This is a genomic window from Nocardioides sp. YJ-D4 (assembly GCF_054031495.1).
On record NZ_CM132932.1, the window covers coordinates 3,623,303 to 3,636,785 of the forward strand.

Annotated in this window: 14 protein-coding genes; 7 read left to right on the forward strand and 7 right to left on the reverse strand. The window is 70.8% G+C overall.

The annotated features are described in order from the left end of the window. Nucleotides 1–89: 89 nt before the first annotated feature. Genes ACW14X_RS17275 through ACW14X_RS17290 form a run of 4 tightly spaced genes read right to left on the reverse strand, consistent with a single transcriptional unit; the run spans nt 90 to nt 4,746 of the window. Nucleotides 90–635 (reverse strand): DnaJ family domain-containing protein, encoded by a 546-nt coding sequence (locus ACW14X_RS17275; RefSeq protein WP_350718667.1) that lies wholly within the window; start codon nt 633–635, stop codon nt 90–92. Nucleotides 636–660: 25 nt separating this feature from the next. Then, nucleotides 661–2,100: an MFS transporter gene (locus tag ACW14X_RS17280; RefSeq protein WP_457162780.1), complete on the reverse strand. Its 1,440-nt coding sequence runs from the start codon at nt 2,098–2,100 to the stop codon at nt 661–663. Next, nucleotides 2,097–3,401 (reverse strand): M20/M25/M40 family metallo-hydrolase, encoded by a 1,305-nt coding sequence (locus ACW14X_RS17285; RefSeq protein WP_457162781.1) that lies wholly within the window; start codon nt 3,399–3,401, stop codon nt 2,097–2,099. The genes ACW14X_RS17280 and ACW14X_RS17285 overlap by 4 nt, the downstream gene beginning before the upstream one ends. 52 nt (nt 3,402–3,453) lie before the next feature. Continuing rightward, nucleotides 3,454–4,746, reverse strand: coding sequence for a C39 family peptidase (locus ACW14X_RS17290; RefSeq protein WP_457162782.1), 1,293 nt, complete (start codon nt 4,744–4,746; stop codon nt 3,454–3,456). A gap of 95 nt (nt 4,747–4,841) precedes the next feature. Between ACW14X_RS17290 and ACW14X_RS17295 the strand changes: the two genes are divergently transcribed. Then, nucleotides 4,842–5,990: a GTPase family protein gene (locus ACW14X_RS17295; protein WP_350718674.1), complete on the forward strand. Its 1,149-nt coding sequence runs from the start codon at nt 4,842–4,844 to the stop codon at nt 5,988–5,990. 9 nt (nt 5,991–5,999) lie between these two features. Here ACW14X_RS17295 and ACW14X_RS17300 read toward each other — a convergent pair whose 3' ends face one another. Next, nucleotides 6,000–6,488, reverse strand: coding sequence for a winged helix-turn-helix transcriptional regulator (locus tag ACW14X_RS17300; protein WP_400466488.1), 489 nt, complete (start codon nt 6,486–6,488; stop codon nt 6,000–6,002). 109 nt (nt 6,489–6,597) lie between these two features. Here ACW14X_RS17300 and ACW14X_RS17305 point away from each other — a divergent pair, with 109 nt between their 5' ends. Both ACW14X_RS17305 and ACW14X_RS17310 read left to right on the forward strand, forming a co-directional pair. Further along, entirely contained in the window at nt 6,598–7,266 is a 669-nt protein-coding gene (locus tag ACW14X_RS17305) for a dihydrofolate reductase family protein (protein ID WP_457162783.1), read from the forward strand. After that, on the forward strand, nt 7,263–7,790 hold the full coding sequence (locus ACW14X_RS17310) for a dihydrofolate reductase family protein (RefSeq protein ID WP_457162784.1): 528 nt from the start codon (nt 7,263–7,265) through the stop codon (nt 7,788–7,790). Before ACW14X_RS17305 ends, ACW14X_RS17310 begins: the two co-directional genes overlap by 4 nt. Before the next feature lie 19 nt (nt 7,791–7,809). Here the strand turns inward: ACW14X_RS17310 and ACW14X_RS17315 are convergent, their stop codons facing one another. Next, nucleotides 7,810–8,238, reverse strand: a complete 429-nt coding sequence (locus tag ACW14X_RS17315) for a peptidoglycan-binding domain-containing protein (RefSeq protein WP_160026603.1) — start codon at nt 8,236–8,238, stop codon at nt 7,810–7,812. Nucleotides 8,239–8,374: 136 nt separating this feature from the next. On the opposite strand from ACW14X_RS17315, the gene ACW14X_RS17320 reads away from it, so the two are divergent. After that, nucleotides 8,375–9,268 (forward strand): SDR family NAD(P)-dependent oxidoreductase, encoded by an 894-nt coding sequence (locus ACW14X_RS17320; RefSeq protein WP_457162785.1) that lies wholly within the window; start codon nt 8,375–8,377, stop codon nt 9,266–9,268. Between the two features lie 18 nt (nt 9,269–9,286). Here ACW14X_RS17320 and ACW14X_RS17325 read toward each other — a convergent pair whose 3' ends face one another. After that, nucleotides 9,287–9,883 carry a nitroreductase family protein gene (locus ACW14X_RS17325; protein ID WP_457162786.1) on the reverse strand — a complete coding sequence of 199 codons (597 nt, stop codon included), beginning with the start codon at nt 9,881–9,883 and terminating at the stop codon, nt 9,287–9,289. 155 nt (nt 9,884–10,038) lie between these two features. Between ACW14X_RS17325 and ACW14X_RS17330 the strand changes: the two genes are divergently transcribed. The 3 genes from ACW14X_RS17330 (at nt 10,039) to ACW14X_RS17340 (ending at nt 13,444) form a co-directional block, all read left to right on the forward strand. Beyond that, complete coding sequence (locus tag ACW14X_RS17330) at nt 10,039–10,161, forward strand: hypothetical protein (protein ID WP_350718687.1); 123 nt, start codon at nt 10,039–10,041, stop codon at nt 10,159–10,161. A 142-nt stretch (nt 10,162–10,303) separates the two neighbouring features. Beyond that, nucleotides 10,304–13,213 (forward strand): helix-turn-helix transcriptional regulator, encoded by a 2,910-nt coding sequence (locus ACW14X_RS17335; protein ID WP_457162787.1) that lies wholly within the window; start codon nt 10,304–10,306, stop codon nt 13,211–13,213. Nucleotides 13,214–13,303: 90 nt separating this feature from the next. After that, complete coding sequence (locus tag ACW14X_RS17340) at nt 13,304–13,444, forward strand: hypothetical protein (protein ID WP_160026607.1); 141 nt, start codon at nt 13,304–13,306, stop codon at nt 13,442–13,444. The last annotated feature ends 39 nt before the right edge of the window (nt 13,445–13,483 follow it).

Here is a 13,483-nt window from a genome sequence, read left to right on the forward strand (position 1 = left end):
TGTTCACCGAGGTAACTCGGCGAGCGTGCACTGGCCTGGTGGAGTTCCACGATGGGAGTGGCGCCTGACCGAGTTACCTCGGTGAGCATTCACCGCCGCTGCCACCAACGGCGCTTCCGGGCTTCCTCCCGGCGGCGTACGTCCGCCCTGGCCGCCTCCACCCGTGCGGCGCGGCGCTCGCGCCAGGCGTCGAGCGTGGCGTCGACATCGCGGGGCATGGTGATCAGCGGCGGGCCCTCCGGCGCGCCGTAGCGGGCCGCGATGACGCGCTCGTTGAACTCCTCGACGATCCTGCGGGCGCCGTCCTCGGTGGTCTGGGTGTCGAGGAGGCCGTCGAGCTCGGCGTCGTCCTTGCGGAGCTGGACGGACCGGGGGAGCACCACGATCTGTTCGCGCTCGACGAGCTGCTTGACCCACCAGTCGGGATCGTGGTCGCGGTCGAGGTTCTTGATCGGCTTGCCGGCGCCGGGCAGGTTGTCGAACTCGCCGCGCTGGATCGACTGCTGCACCTGGAGGTCGACCCACTTGGCCTGGTCCTGGATCCGGGCCGCGGCTGCCGCCTTGCTCGCCGCATCGGAGAGAGGGGGCGCCTGCGTCTCCGGGCGCTCCTCGGGCCGGTCCTCGCTCGTGGGCATGTGATCACCTCCAGCGCCGGAAAGTTTACCCAGCGCTGGTTGTGCGGCGGGGCAGCAGGAGCAGCAGCCCGGCGACGAGAGCGGTGATGCCGCACACCGCCCACACCGTGAGGTAGCCCGAGAGCGGCGCGTGGGCTTCGCCGGCGATGGATCCGTCCGCGGCGAGCGCGATCGCGAAGACCGCGGAGGCGATGGCGCCACCGACGGTCTTGGTGGCGTTGGTCATGCCGGTCGCGAATGCGGTGCGGGAGGACGGTGCGGCCGCGGCGGCGGCCGCCGGCAGTGAGGCGACCAGGGCACCCGAGCCGAGCCCGACGACGGCCATGTTGAGGAGTCCCTGGCCGGTGGAGTCATGGAACGGGAGCCACATCAGATAGCCGGTGGCCACCAGGAAGCAGGCGACCGCCTGGGCCCGCACCGGCCCGAGGAACCGGGCCCACAGCGGCAGGGTGAAGGCGGAGATCGCCATCGCGATCACGTACTCAGCGATCAGCAGCGACACGAACGACGCATCGGCGCCCAGTCCGAAGCCGGCCTCGTCAGGTGACGTGCGCGCGAAGGTCGACAGCGGGATCTGCGCTCCCAGCACCGACATCCCGAAGAGGAACGCGGTCAGCTGGATCGGCCACTGCGCGCGCGAGACCAGCAGACGTACGTCGATCAGCGGCTCGCGCCCGCCGGCATCGTCCAGCGCCGTCTCGATGCGCCAGAACGGGACCAGGGTGAGCAGCCCCAGGATCACGAGGCCCCAGGCGAGGAGGGATCCGGCCCCGAGGACGCGTACGCCGACCAGGCCGGCCATGACCAGGCCGAGCACGAGGGTCAGCACCGTCAGCCCGAGCCAGTCGAAGGCGCCGCCGCTGGTGCCGGAGTCGGGTTCGATGCCGACGGCGATGACGACGAAGACAGCGGTCACGGCCACGGCCGGGAAGGAGAGGATCGCCCACATCGGGAGGATGCCGACGAGGGCGCCGGCGGCGATCGCGCCGATGATCACCGAGACCTGCAGCGCGCCGACCAGGACACCGGCGGCCCGGCGGGTCAGGGCGGTGTCGCCGCCGGTGCGTTTGTGGACGATGGCGACCTCGAGGGGCAGCCAGATGACGTAGGCGCCCTGGATCGACCAGGCGACCAGGAACGAGCCGAAGTCGGGAGCGACCACGGTCCACCAGGTGGCGAGCGCGGTGATGCCGGTCGCCAGCAGCAGCACCTTCTTGTGGCCGATCAGGTCGCCGAGCCGGGCGAGCGGGGGAACGCACAGCGCGGAGACGATCAGCTGCCCGGCCTCGAGCCAGTTGAGGTCGGCGTCGGAGACGCCGAGGTGGTCGGCGAGATCGGAGAAGATCGGGGTGTAGTAGCCCTGCAGGATGCCGCTGGCGAACTCGACGGCCACCAGGAAGCCGACGATCACCCAGATTCCGCGGGCGGCCTTCTCGACGCCGGTGTGCTGGCTTTCGGTGGTCACAGTGACTCGATCAACCTTCGGTAGAAGCGGATCCCGTCGAGGTAGTCATCGACCCTGATGTTCTCGTCGGCGGCGTGGATGGTGGCGCGCCGGGCAGCGGTCATCCGGAACGGCGCGAACCGGTAGACCCGGTCGCTGATCTCGTAGAAGAAGCGCGAGTCGGTCGCGGCCATCACCGTGTAGGGAGCCGGTACCGCCTCCGGGAAGACGTCCGCGATGGTCTCGGTGATCTTCGCGAAGGCCTCGTCACGTGGCGAGACCGGGGACGGCTCACCCGCGCGCACGACCTCGATCTCGACCTGCTTGTCGCCGATCGCGGCACGCAGCCGCTCGACGACCTCGGCGACGGTCTCGCCGACCATGATCCGCAGGTTGACCCCGGCCGAGGCGGCCGAGGCGATGACGTTGGCCGCCGGGCTGCCCTCGAGCGTCGTGATCGCGACCGTGGTGCGGGTCAGCGCGGCGGGCTCGGGCCCCAGCCGGGTCAGCAGCCGGGCCAGCGCCGGCGCCAGCCGACCCGCGTGGGCCAGGACAGGTCGCATGGGCTTGGCCGCGTACGGGGCGATCTGCTCGAACATCTCGACCGTCGGCGCCGGCAGCCGGACCGGCATCGACATCCGGTCGAGCCGGGTGATCGCGCGGGCCAGCCGCGCGGTCGGGCCGTTCTGGCGTGGGGTGGAGGAGTGGCCGCCGTCGCCGGTCACCGTGAGGCGTACGTCGGTGGTGCCCTTCTCGGCGACGCCGACGACCCCGATCGGCGCGGCGACGCCCGGGAAGGCGTCGAAGGCGACCGCGCCGCCCTCGTCGAGCACGAACCACGGCTCGACCCCCTGGTCGCGAAGCTCCTGGACCGCCGCCCGCGCGGCCGCGCCGGTCGTCTCCTCGTCGGAGCCGAACGACAGCCAGACGTCGTACGCCGGCTCGAACCGGTCCGCGAGGAGTCCCTCGACCGCGGCGCAGATCGCCACCAGCTGGCCCTTGTCGTCGAGCGTGCCGCGCCCGTGGATCACCCCGTCGACGATCTCGCCGCCGAACGGGTCGTGGGTCCAGACGCCTGCGATCGGGACGACGTCCTGGTGGGCCATCAGCACGACCGGCTTCTCGGCCGAGGCGCCGGGCCAGCGGAAGAGGAGGCCGTGCTCGCCGACCGGGGTGAGGTCGAGGGTCGCGTGCAGCAGCGGGAAGTGCTCGCGCAGCGCCTCGTGGAGCTGCTCGAACGCCTTCTTCTCCGCGCCGGAGCCGTCGTTGACGGTCGGGGCTCGAAGTGCGGCCTGAAGAGCGGCGACGGCATCGAGTGTCATGGCCGCAACCTAGTCGGCCGTAGCGGTGCGGATCACCGTGGTGGCGTCTCCGTCACCAGTTTGTGGCCTTCCCTGCGCCGGGCAGCGGCACGTCGCGCGGGTGGATGACGTAGGTGACCCCGTCGGTCGAGGTCTGCCAGACCCGCTCGAAGTTCTCGCGGGTGTAGATGTTGCGCACCTCGTCGTTGGAGGAGTGGTTGGGGTCGTAGACGATCGGGTCGCCCTCGGCGGTGAAGCCACCGATGACCAGCAGGTGGCCGTCGGTGCCGTAACCCGACTCCGGCATCTCCTCGCGCTCCCAGCTGGCGGAGACGACCAGCGGGAAGCCGGCCGCCACCAGAGCCTCGGCCTCGGCCAGCGAACGCAGCCGGGTCACGAACCCGTCCAGACCCCAGCGGCCGGCGTAGGCGGTGTTGAACGGCCAGTTGCCGGCGCCCTCGTAGGCGTAGTCCCAGGTGTTGATCGCGGCGTAGGCGACCTGCGGGTCACCGTTGGGCGCCTCGATGTCCGCCAGCTCGCTCGCCGGGACCTCGTGACCCCAGTGGTACTGCACCATCGTCGTCGACGTCGGTGAGCACCAGACCTGGCCGCCGCCACCGAACTCCGGGTATTCGCCGCGGTGGATGTTCTGGCTGAACGGCGGCACCCTGAGGTCGACCTCGCTGTCGAGGGTCGGCGTGCTCGTGCCGGGGTAGGCGGAGTCGGGCAGGTACTCGTTGGTCAGCGTCGAGACCGTTCGCAGGCTGGGGGAGACGGTCGCGCCCTCGGGGCGCAGCAGGGTGACCCTGGTCTGGAACGCCTCGGGCTCCTGACCGGTCCGGGCGACGTACGTGTCGGTGTAGAGCGCCGCGTCGGTGTCGCTCTGTCCTTCGACGGAGGTGCGGTGGATGTCGCCGGCCGCGAAGTCGTCGCCGGCTGTCCAGCGGCCCATCACGAACCACTTCGTCCAGGTGCCGTCGGCCTTCCGCCCGCGGAACCGGATCTCGGCCCAGGTGCCGGTCGGGGTGTCGACGTCCCACGAGGTGACCGACTCGTCGATCGGGTATCCGGTCGTGACCACGGGCGAGGTCCAGGTGCCGTACTCGTAGGTCCTGGCCGTGCCGTCGCCGAACGGGTCGGTGTAGGTGGTCGTCTCGCTGCCGCGGCCGATCCGGAGGGTGCCGTGCCGGTCCGGGCGCAGGTTGCTCGACCTGCCCTTCGCGAAGTCTTCGAGGCTGTTCCACCGGGTGAGGGTGATGTCGGTGGGGGTCTCAGGCTCGGCCGCGTGGACCGGAGTCGTGGGCGCGACCAGGACGACTGCGGCGGCGAGCGCGGCAACGTACGCGAGGCGGGACCGAGGGCTCATGCCCGGCACGCTATTCCTCCTCGGAGGGCCGGGCCATGACATTTCGGCAGTCCGACTCCCCGGAAACTTCGGTGCCGGCTGGCATCCTGGTCGTCGTGAACAACTTCGCATCCGACGGCTGGTTCAAGGACGAGTTCCACAAGAGGTACTCCGAGTCGGCCAAGGAGATCGGCCGGTTCAACCTCGCCGTCTTCGGTAAGACCGGGGTCGGCAAGTCGACGCTGGTCAACGCCGTCTTCGGGGCGGAGGTGGCGAAGACCGGGATCGGCGAGCCGGTGACGAAGGAGTCGACGCTCTACCTGCACACCAGCGGGTTCTTCGGGCTGCTCGACACCCAGGGCCTGGAGATCGGTGTCGAGGGCGACCGGGTGATCAAGGATCTCGCCAAGCTGATCCAGGAGCGGCGCCGTAAGCCGCAGTCCGAGCAGATCCACGTCGCCTGGTACGCCGTACGTTTCGCCGACCGCCGCTTCGAGGACACCGAGGCCGCGTTCATCCAGAAGCTCGCCGACCTGGGGCTGCCGGTGGTGCTGGTGATGACCCAGGTGCCGACCTCGCCGACGGGTGCCTACCACCCGGACGCGGTCGAGTTCGCCCAGCAGATCGACGCGCGGGGACTGCCCGTGCACGGCGCCCGGGTCTACCTGACCAACGCCAAGGCCGACGACTTCTCCGGCCAGCAGGTCCACGGGCTGCAGGAGCTCGTCGATGCCACCTTTCGATGCGCGCCTGCAGGGGTCGAGGAGGCCCTCACCGCGGCGCAGAGGGTGGATCTCAAGCGCAAGCAGGAGCAGGCGAACACCGTGATCGCGGGTGCCGCGACCGCTGCTGGGGCGGCCGGAGCCACCCCGATCCCGTTCTCCGACGCGGTCGTACTGGTGCCGATCCAGCTCGGGATGATGGCGCGCATCTCGGCGATCTACGGCATCGAGGTGGACAAGGCCGCGATGGCCTCGATCGCGGCCACCGCGGCGGCCACCCAGGCCGGCCGCACCGTCGCCGGCAACCTGCTCAAGATGATCCCCGGGTTCGGCACCGTCGGCGGTGGGGCGATCAACGCCACCGTCGCGGCGGGTTTCACCGGCGCGATCGGCGCCGCCTGGTCGGCCGTCTGCGTCAAGCTCGGTGAGGGCAAGCTGCGCGGGGTCAACGGCGCCCTGGACACCGAGAGCATCCGGACGCTCTTCCTCGACGAGCTGAAGACCCAGATCTCGAAGCTGAAGCTCCACGCCAAGGAGAAGTGAGCCTCTGCCTTACTCCGCCATGGCCGCCTCGTACGCCGCGGCGAGCTGCTCGCTCGCCCGTGGGGCGTCGGGGTCGGGGCGTGGCGTCCCCAGATGGAGCTCGCGCAACTCGTCCATGAACGACTCCACCATCTCGGGACCGGCATCGCGCAGCAGCTCCGCGCGGACCCGGAGCTGCCGGGTGCCGTCGCGATGGGCGAGCCCCCAGTTGCCGAGAGCGACCATGATCGGCAGCGTCTGGATGCCCGCCTCGGTCAGCGCGTAGGCGGCCTTCTGGCCGCGGCCGGCCTCCTCCTTGGTGAGCAGGCCACCCTCGACCAGCTTCTTCAGCCGGCTGCTGAGGATGTTGGAGGCGATGCCCTCCTCGGAGCTGCCGAGCAGCTCGCGGAAGTGGCGACGGTTCCCGAACATCACATCGCGCAACACGATCACCGACCAGGGGTCCCCGAAGACCTCCACGGCTGCGTTGATCGGGCAACCCGATCGGGGCTCGCTCACTCGGTGTCTCCTGCACTCGGAAATAGTGGTTGCAATCTGCAATCGGGAAGTCTACTCTCGACGCCAGTGATTGCAAAGTGCAACCACTCTGAACTCGAGGGAGACGGACATGTCACTCGTACGCGCTCACACCATCGGCGTCTCGCTGGACGGCTTCGCCACCGGCGACGGCCAGAGCCTGGAGGCGCCGTTCGGCCATGCCGGCATGCGGCTGATGGAGTGGTTCTTCCCGACCAGGACCTTCCAGAGCGCGACCGGCCACCGGGAGCGGATGGAGGTCGACCCGGCAGCCGATCCCGACGACGCCTTCGCCGCCCGCGCCTGGGAGGGCATCGGGGCCGAGATCATGGGTGCCGGCAAGTTCGGCCCTCCGGGATGGCAGGACGACGCCGACTGGACCGGCTGGTGGGGCGAGGAGCCGCCGTTCCACACTCCCACCTACGTGCTGACCCATCAGCCCCGCGAGTCGATCGAGATGAAGGGCGGCACCGTCTTCCACTTCCGCGACGCGCCCATCGAGGAGGTGCTGGCCGAGGCGCAGGAGGCGGCCGCCGGTCAGGACGTACGCATCGGCGGCGGACCCTCCTCGCTCCGGGACTTCCTGGCAGCCGGCCTCGTCGACCACCTGCACGTCGCCGTCGTCCCGATCATCCTGGGCCGTGGCGTACGGCTGTGGGACGGGCTGGAGGCGCTGGAGGACGGCTACGAGGTGGCCTCGACCACCACGCCGAGCGGCGTCACCCACATCACCTTCGACCGGACGCAGGTGGCCCGATGAGCACCGTCCTGTGGCACTTCTCCATGTCGCTCGACGGCTACGTCGACGGTCCCGAACCGGGGATGGCGTGGCTGAGCGACGTCACCGGCAAGCCCGGTGTCGAGGAGGCGTACTCCTCGCAGCTCGGCGCCGTCCTGGGCGGGCGCAAGGGCCACGACGCCTACCCCGACGCGATGCCGTACGGAGACTGGCAGGGTCCGGTCTTCATCCTCACCCACCATCCCGAGGACGCCCGGCCGCAGGAGCACGTCACCTTCCTCAGCTGCGACGTCGGCGAGGCGCTGCGGATCGCGGTCGAGGCGGCCGACGGGAAGAACGTCGAGGTCCATTCCGCCGACATCGGCCGCCAGCTCCTCGAACGCGGCCTGATCGACCGGATCGACCTGCACATCGCGCCGGTCCTGCTGGGCGACGGCATCCGCCTCTACGACAACCCGGGCGGAGCGCCGATCAAGCTGCACAACCTGATCGGCGACGACCCGCATCTGGAGGTCGACCTCCGCTATGCCCCGGTGCGTCCGTGACGCTCCGGGGTCAGCGCTCTCAGACCCGGCAACCGGCTGCTCGAGCGACGGCGAAGGGGTAGGACTGCGCCGGGCCGGTGCCGTAGTAGTACGGCGAGCACAGGTAGGCCCAGGTCCTGGGGCCGACGATGCCGTCCACCACGACCGAGGAGTCCCAGTAGCGCCACGAGGTCTGACGCGCGATCACGGCCTGCCGGGTCAGGTTGCCGTACGCTCCGTCCACCACGAGATCGATGCCGGGCTGCCAGTTGAGCAGCGTCTGGATGTAGCGGACACACGTGCCGTTGCCGCCGTAGGAGTAGTTGTACGACGTGCAGGTCGCGGCCTGCGCCGGTGCGGGGGCGGCCATGCTGGTGACGGTCGCGCCGGTGATCGCGATGAGGGTCGCGGAGACGATCCCGGCGATCCGCCGCTTCCACGTGCGCGGGACGATGCTGGTGGTTGACATGTTCTCTCCTGGGACCGTGCGGTGGTGTCGGCTTCGGACCGACATCTCGACGCGTCACGCTAAACGCCTCCCACCCGGGCCGGCACCCAACGAATTCGCGGAAACGAACCGCCGTCGAGGTCGCTAGGGTGCGGGAGTGGTCAGCCTGTTCTCGCTTCCGCTCCTGCAGACGCCGCGCGCCCGGGTGGCGCGCACGATCCGGGCCGTGACCGGTGGTCCCAGCCCGCTCGCCGGGAGGACCGTGCTGATCACCGGCGCCAGCTCCGGGATCGGTGAGGCGACGTCGTACGCCGCGGCTCGACGGGGCGCGCACGTGCTCCTCGCCGCGCGCCGGGCCGAGGAGCTCGAGCGGGTGCGGAGGACCATCGAGCAGAGCGGCGGGAGGGCGTCGACGTACGTCGTCGACATGGCCGACGGTGACTCGATCGATGCGCTGGTGGACCAGCTGCTCGCTGAGCACGGGGCGGTCGACTACCTGGTCAACAACGCCGGCCGGTCGATCCGGCGGTCGCTGGAGCTGACTCACGACCGCTTCCACGACTTCGAGCGGATGATGGCCGTGAACTACTTCGGTGCGGTCCGGCTCACGATGGGCCTGCTGCCGGCGATGCGCGCCCAGCGGTTCGGCCACGTGGTCAACATCGTCACCTGGGGCAACCAGATCAAGGCCCCGAAGTTCGCCGCGTACATCGCCGCGAAGTCGGCGCTCGACGTGTTCGGCCGGATCCTGAGCCGTGAGGCCTACTTCGAGAACGTGACCTGCACCAACATGCGCGTCGCGATCGTGCGTACGCCGATGATCGCCCCGACCGCCGAGTACGAGGGCCGCGGCGAGAGCCCCGAGGAGTGCGCCGAGCGTGTCGTCCGCGCGCTCGAGGACCGGCCGGTGACGGTCGACGGCGCCTTCGGGTCGGTCTTCGAGGTCCTCAACGTCGTCACCCCGCGGCTGGCCGACCTCGCCATGGCCGTCTCCCACCTGCGTACGCCGGATTCTGCCGCCGCACTCGGGACGGCTCGGGTGCGGGACTGACTGACTGACGCCTGGCCGTCACCAACGGCCGCGGTGGACGACGTCCTCGAGCGGGGTGCGCTTGCGGCGGGTGGGGGAGCCCTTGGCGCCGCCGGAGGCGGGGTGGCCGATGGTGACGGCCCCGATCGGGTCGAAGGCGTCGGGGATGTCGAACGCCTTGCGGACCGCGGCGTCGGACTCGGGCGGGATGCCGAAGTAGAGGGCGCCGAGGCCCTCGTCGACCACGGTCTGCAGGATCAGCATGGTCGCCATCGCGGTGTCCATGTGCCAGAACGGCATCGGCCAGTGCGCCTCGTCGCGGTCGGTCCAGCCCTTGTCGGGCTGTGCGTAGCGGTCCAGGTAGGCCGCCTTGGAGGAGCACGGGATCACGATCACCGGGGCCGTCATCATCCCCGCCAGCCAGCTGTCGGGGTTGTCCACGTCGGCCGTGGCCTCCCAGTAGCGGCGTACGTCCTCGGGGGTGTCGAGCACGAGAAAGGCCCAGCCCTGGGAGAAGCCGGCCGACGGCGCCCGGGTGGCGTTGTGCAGGATCTTGTCGATCACCGCCGGGTCGACCGGATCGCCGGTGTAGTTGCGGACCATCTTGCGGCGACGTACGACCTCGGAGAACTCCATAGGCACAGTGTCCCGTCTAAGGCGTGGAGCCCGTGCCCTAGGTCGGAAAGTAAGGCGCCCGGGTCGGTAAGTAGGGCGCGCGACCGATTCGGGTGCCTACCTCAGCGGAGGAGTCTTCTCGATGTCAGCAGAACACAACTCAGCAGGAGATCGAGATGTACACCACCGTAGGTTACGAAGCAGAGGTCAAGTACCGCCGCCAGCAGATCCAGAAGGACCTGGCCAAGCGCCAGCGGGCCACCGAGGCTCGTCAGTCGCGACGCACCCGCACCCGCTGAGATGGGGGCGCGTGCCGGCAGGCAGGACTTGAATCAACGCCGAGCAGGAGGGATCCCGCTCGGCGTTGCTTCATGTCCGGGGCAGGGCGGTGTCGACCCCTGGGCCGACACGGTGTTGTCGGAAGGCGCGATGATTGCGCCCATGGCGCAGAGTGCCGAGAGGCTGGTCGGGCGTGATGCCGACCTGGAGACACTGGCAGGGCTGGTGGGGCTGGACGGCACCGTGCAGCCGGGCGGACGTAGGCATGTCCTCCTCGCGGGCGACGCCGGTGTCGGGAAGACCCGCATCCTGCGCGAGCTCCGCGGCCGTGCCGCCGCCGACGGCAGGCAGGTGCTGGTCGGCCACTGCCTCGACTTCGGCGACAGTGCCGAGGCCTACCTGCCCTTCACCGAGATCCTCGACAACATCACCTCCGCGCTGCCCGACGTGGTCGCGCAGGTCGCCGACGTACATCCGGCGCTCCTGCGGATGGCGCCGGTGGCCCGTGCGCTCGGCGGGGCTGACACCGCCGTCCAGGAGGCGCTCGACCGGGGCAACCTCTTCGCCGCGATCCACTCGCTCCTGGAGCGCGCGGCCGAGAAGGCGCCGCTGCTGGTCGTGGTCGAGGACACCCACTGGGCCGACCAGTCCACCCGTGACCTGCTGACCTTCCTGTTCACCCGGCCGTTCGACGGCCCGGTGACGCTCGTCGCCTCCTACCGCGCCGACGACCTCCACCGCCGTCACCCGCTGCGCCGCCAGCTCGCCGAGTGGACCCGGCTGCCCTCCGTCGAACGGTTCCACCTCGGCCGGCTCTCGGACGATGACGTACGCGTCCTGGTCGGTGAGCTCGCCGGCGACCTCACCGACGGGGTCGACGTCGAGAGCGTCGTACGTCGCGCCGACGGCAACGCCTTCTTCGTCGAGGAGCTGGTGCAGGCCGCCGGCGCCGAGGAACTGCCCTGGGACCTCGCCGACCTGCTCCTGATCAGGCTGGACCAGCTCGACGCGACCGCGCGCGAGGTGGTCGACACCGCCAGCGCGGCCGGCCGCGACGTCAGCGACGAGCTCCTCGAGGCCGTCGCCGGCCTCGACCGCGCCACCCTCGACGCCGGGCTGAGGCAGGCGATCGAGCGGGCGATCCTGGTGCCGCGCGACGACGGCTACTACGTCTTCCGGCACGCGCTGCTCGGGGAGGCGGTCTATGACGACCTGCTGCCGGGCGAGCGGGTCCGGCTCCATCAGCGGTACGTCGAGGCGCTGAGCCGCGACCTCACGACCGGCAGCGCGGCCGGTCTCGCGCGTCATGCCCGTCTTGCCGGCGACCACGAGACCGCGCTCGCGGCCGGGATCGCCGCCGGCGACGAGGCGGCCGCCGCCGGTGGTCCCGACGAGGCCTCGCAGCACTATCAGCAGGCGATCGCCCAGCTCGCCGGTCGTGCCGACTCCGACCACGACACCCAGCGTCTCGTCGATCTGGTGGTCAAGGCCAGCGATGCGATGGTGGCCGCCGGGCACGCCGACCGCGCCGGGAAACTGGCTCGTGAGCAGCGGGAATCACTCCCGGCCGACGCTCCCGGTCTGTGGCGCGCGCAGCTGATGACGGTCGAGATCGAGACCAGCTTCGCCTACGTCAACGATGTCCGGGTGGGGGCGCTCGCGGAGAAGGCGATGGCCGAGCTGCCCGAGGACGCCCCGCCGCTGGTGCGCGCGCGGTTGCTCGCGGCGTACGCCCGGTCGCTGATGATCTACCGCCGTCACGAGGACGCCGAGCGAGCCGGCCGAGAGGCGCTGGCGCTGGCCGAGGAGCTCGGCCGCACCGGCCTCGCCGCAGAGGTCGCGGCGACGCTGGCCGGGTCGTGGGGGCGTCCGCCGCAGGAGTGGATCGAGCCGCTCCGTGAGGCGGTGGCGCGGGCTGCCAAGGTCGGCGCGCTGCACCCGGAGTTCCGCGCCCGGCTCCAGCTCGCCTTCGCCCTCGACGCGGCCGACCGTCGCGACGAGGCCGGCGAGAGCTACCGCAGCGCCTACGAGCTCAGCGTGGAGCGCGGCGTCCCCTGGGCGCCGTACGCCTTCGACGCCCGGATCGCCTGGCTCGACTACCTCCACACCGCCGGCCGCTGGGACGAGGCGCTCGCGCTGACCGACGCGTACGGCATCCCGCCGGTGCTGTGGCCGTGGCTGGAGTCCAAGCGGCTGATGATCGAGCAGGCCCGCGGCGCCGACGTCGGTGCCGAGGCGCGGCGGCTGCGGCCGTCGTGGAAGCAGGAGGTGGCCACCGCCAGCGAGTCGGCCCCGGTGGAGATCCGGGCCGCCGCGGGTCGCGGAGACATCGACGCGGCGATCGAGGCCTACGACGCCGGCGTCGCGGCACTCACCACCGGCTGGGGAAAGTGGTTCGGCGCCCATGCCCGGCTCTCGGCGATCGCCGTCGGTGCGATCGGCTCCGCCCTCCCGGCCGTCCCCGTCGGTGCGCGCCCGCAGGTGATGGCGCAGGTGGACCGCATCGTTGAGGCGGGCACGCGGCCTGTCGAGACGGAGCAGCCCTGGGGGCTGGAGGGGCAGGCGTGGTCGGCGCGGCTGCGGGCCGAAGGGCTCCGTGCCCATTGGCTGGCCGGCATCTCCGTACCCGAGCAGGCCGAGCTCGTCGAGGCGTGGCGGGCGACCGTGGCCGCCTTCGAAGCCTTTCCGCACGTCCACGAGCTCGCCTGGTCACGGGTCCGGCTCGCCGAGATCCTCCGGGCCGGTGGCGACACCGCCGGCGCACGTGAGCTGGCTGACCGGGCCAGGGAAGCGGCGAAGCGGCTCGGCGCTCGACCGCTCCTCGACCACCTGCTCACCCTCGGCAGCACGCCACAGCGGTCGGCGGCAGGCCCCTCCGGCGAGCTGACCGCCCGGGAGAGGGAGATCCTCGCCTTGGTCGCGGCCGGACGCAGCAACGGCGAGATCGGCAAGCAGCTGTTCATCTCGACCAAGACCGTCTCGGTCCACGTCTCCAACATCCTGGCCAAGCTCGGCGCCTCCGGCCGCACCGAGGCAGCGGCCATCGGACGCCGCCGGGGGCTCGTGGAGTGATGCTGATCACGGCCGAATGAGGCACCCCTGACGTACGCCTAAGGCAGGCGCCTCATGCGTGGCCCTACCTCAGGGGCCGAGTCTGGATGCATGACTTACACCAACCAGATCAGCTATGACGCCGAGCTGGCCTACCGCCAGCAGACCATTCGCCGCGCGACCGCGGCCGACCGTCTCGCCCGCCAGGTGAAGCGCCGCCGTCCCCGCCGGATGGACTCGATACACAACTGAGTCCTCGGAGGTCGGTAATGCGGGAGAAACCCGGGCCCG

Excerpts from the sequence above, each read along its gene's own strand:
- ACW14X_RS17275 (WP_350718667.1), bottom strand. The coding sequence starts at position 635 with ATGCCCACGAGCGAGGACCGGCCCGAGGAGCGCCCGGAGACGCAGGCG.
- ACW14X_RS17290 (WP_457162782.1), bottom strand. The coding sequence starts at position 4,746 with ATGAGCCCTCGGTCCCGCCTCGCGTACGTTGCCGCGCTCGCCGCCGCA.
- ACW14X_RS17325 (WP_457162786.1), bottom strand. The coding sequence starts at position 9,883 with ATGGAGTTCTCCGAGGTCGTACGTCGCCGCAAGATGGTCCGCAACTAC.
- ACW14X_RS17305 (WP_457162783.1), top strand. The coding sequence starts at position 6,598 with ATGTCACTCGTACGCGCTCACACCATCGGCGTCTCGCTGGACGGCTTC.
- ACW14X_RS17330 (WP_350718687.1), top strand. The coding sequence starts at position 10,039 with ATGTACACCACCGTAGGTTACGAAGCAGAGGTCAAGTACCGCCGCCAG.
- ACW14X_RS17315 (WP_160026603.1), bottom strand. The coding sequence starts at position 8,238 with ATGTCAACCACCAGCATCGTCCCGCGCACGTGGAAGCGGCGGATCGCC.
- ACW14X_RS17285 (WP_457162781.1), bottom strand. The coding sequence starts at position 3,401 with ATGACACTCGATGCCGTCGCCGCTCTTCAGGCCGCACTTCGAGCCCCG.
- ACW14X_RS17310 (WP_457162784.1), top strand. The coding sequence starts at position 7,263 with ATGAGCACCGTCCTGTGGCACTTCTCCATGTCGCTCGACGGCTACGTC.
- ACW14X_RS17335 (WP_457162787.1), top strand. The coding sequence starts at position 10,304 with ATGGCGCAGAGTGCCGAGAGGCTGGTCGGGCGTGATGCCGACCTGGAG.
- ACW14X_RS17340 (WP_160026607.1), top strand. The coding sequence starts at position 13,304 with ATGACTTACACCAACCAGATCAGCTATGACGCCGAGCTGGCCTACCGC.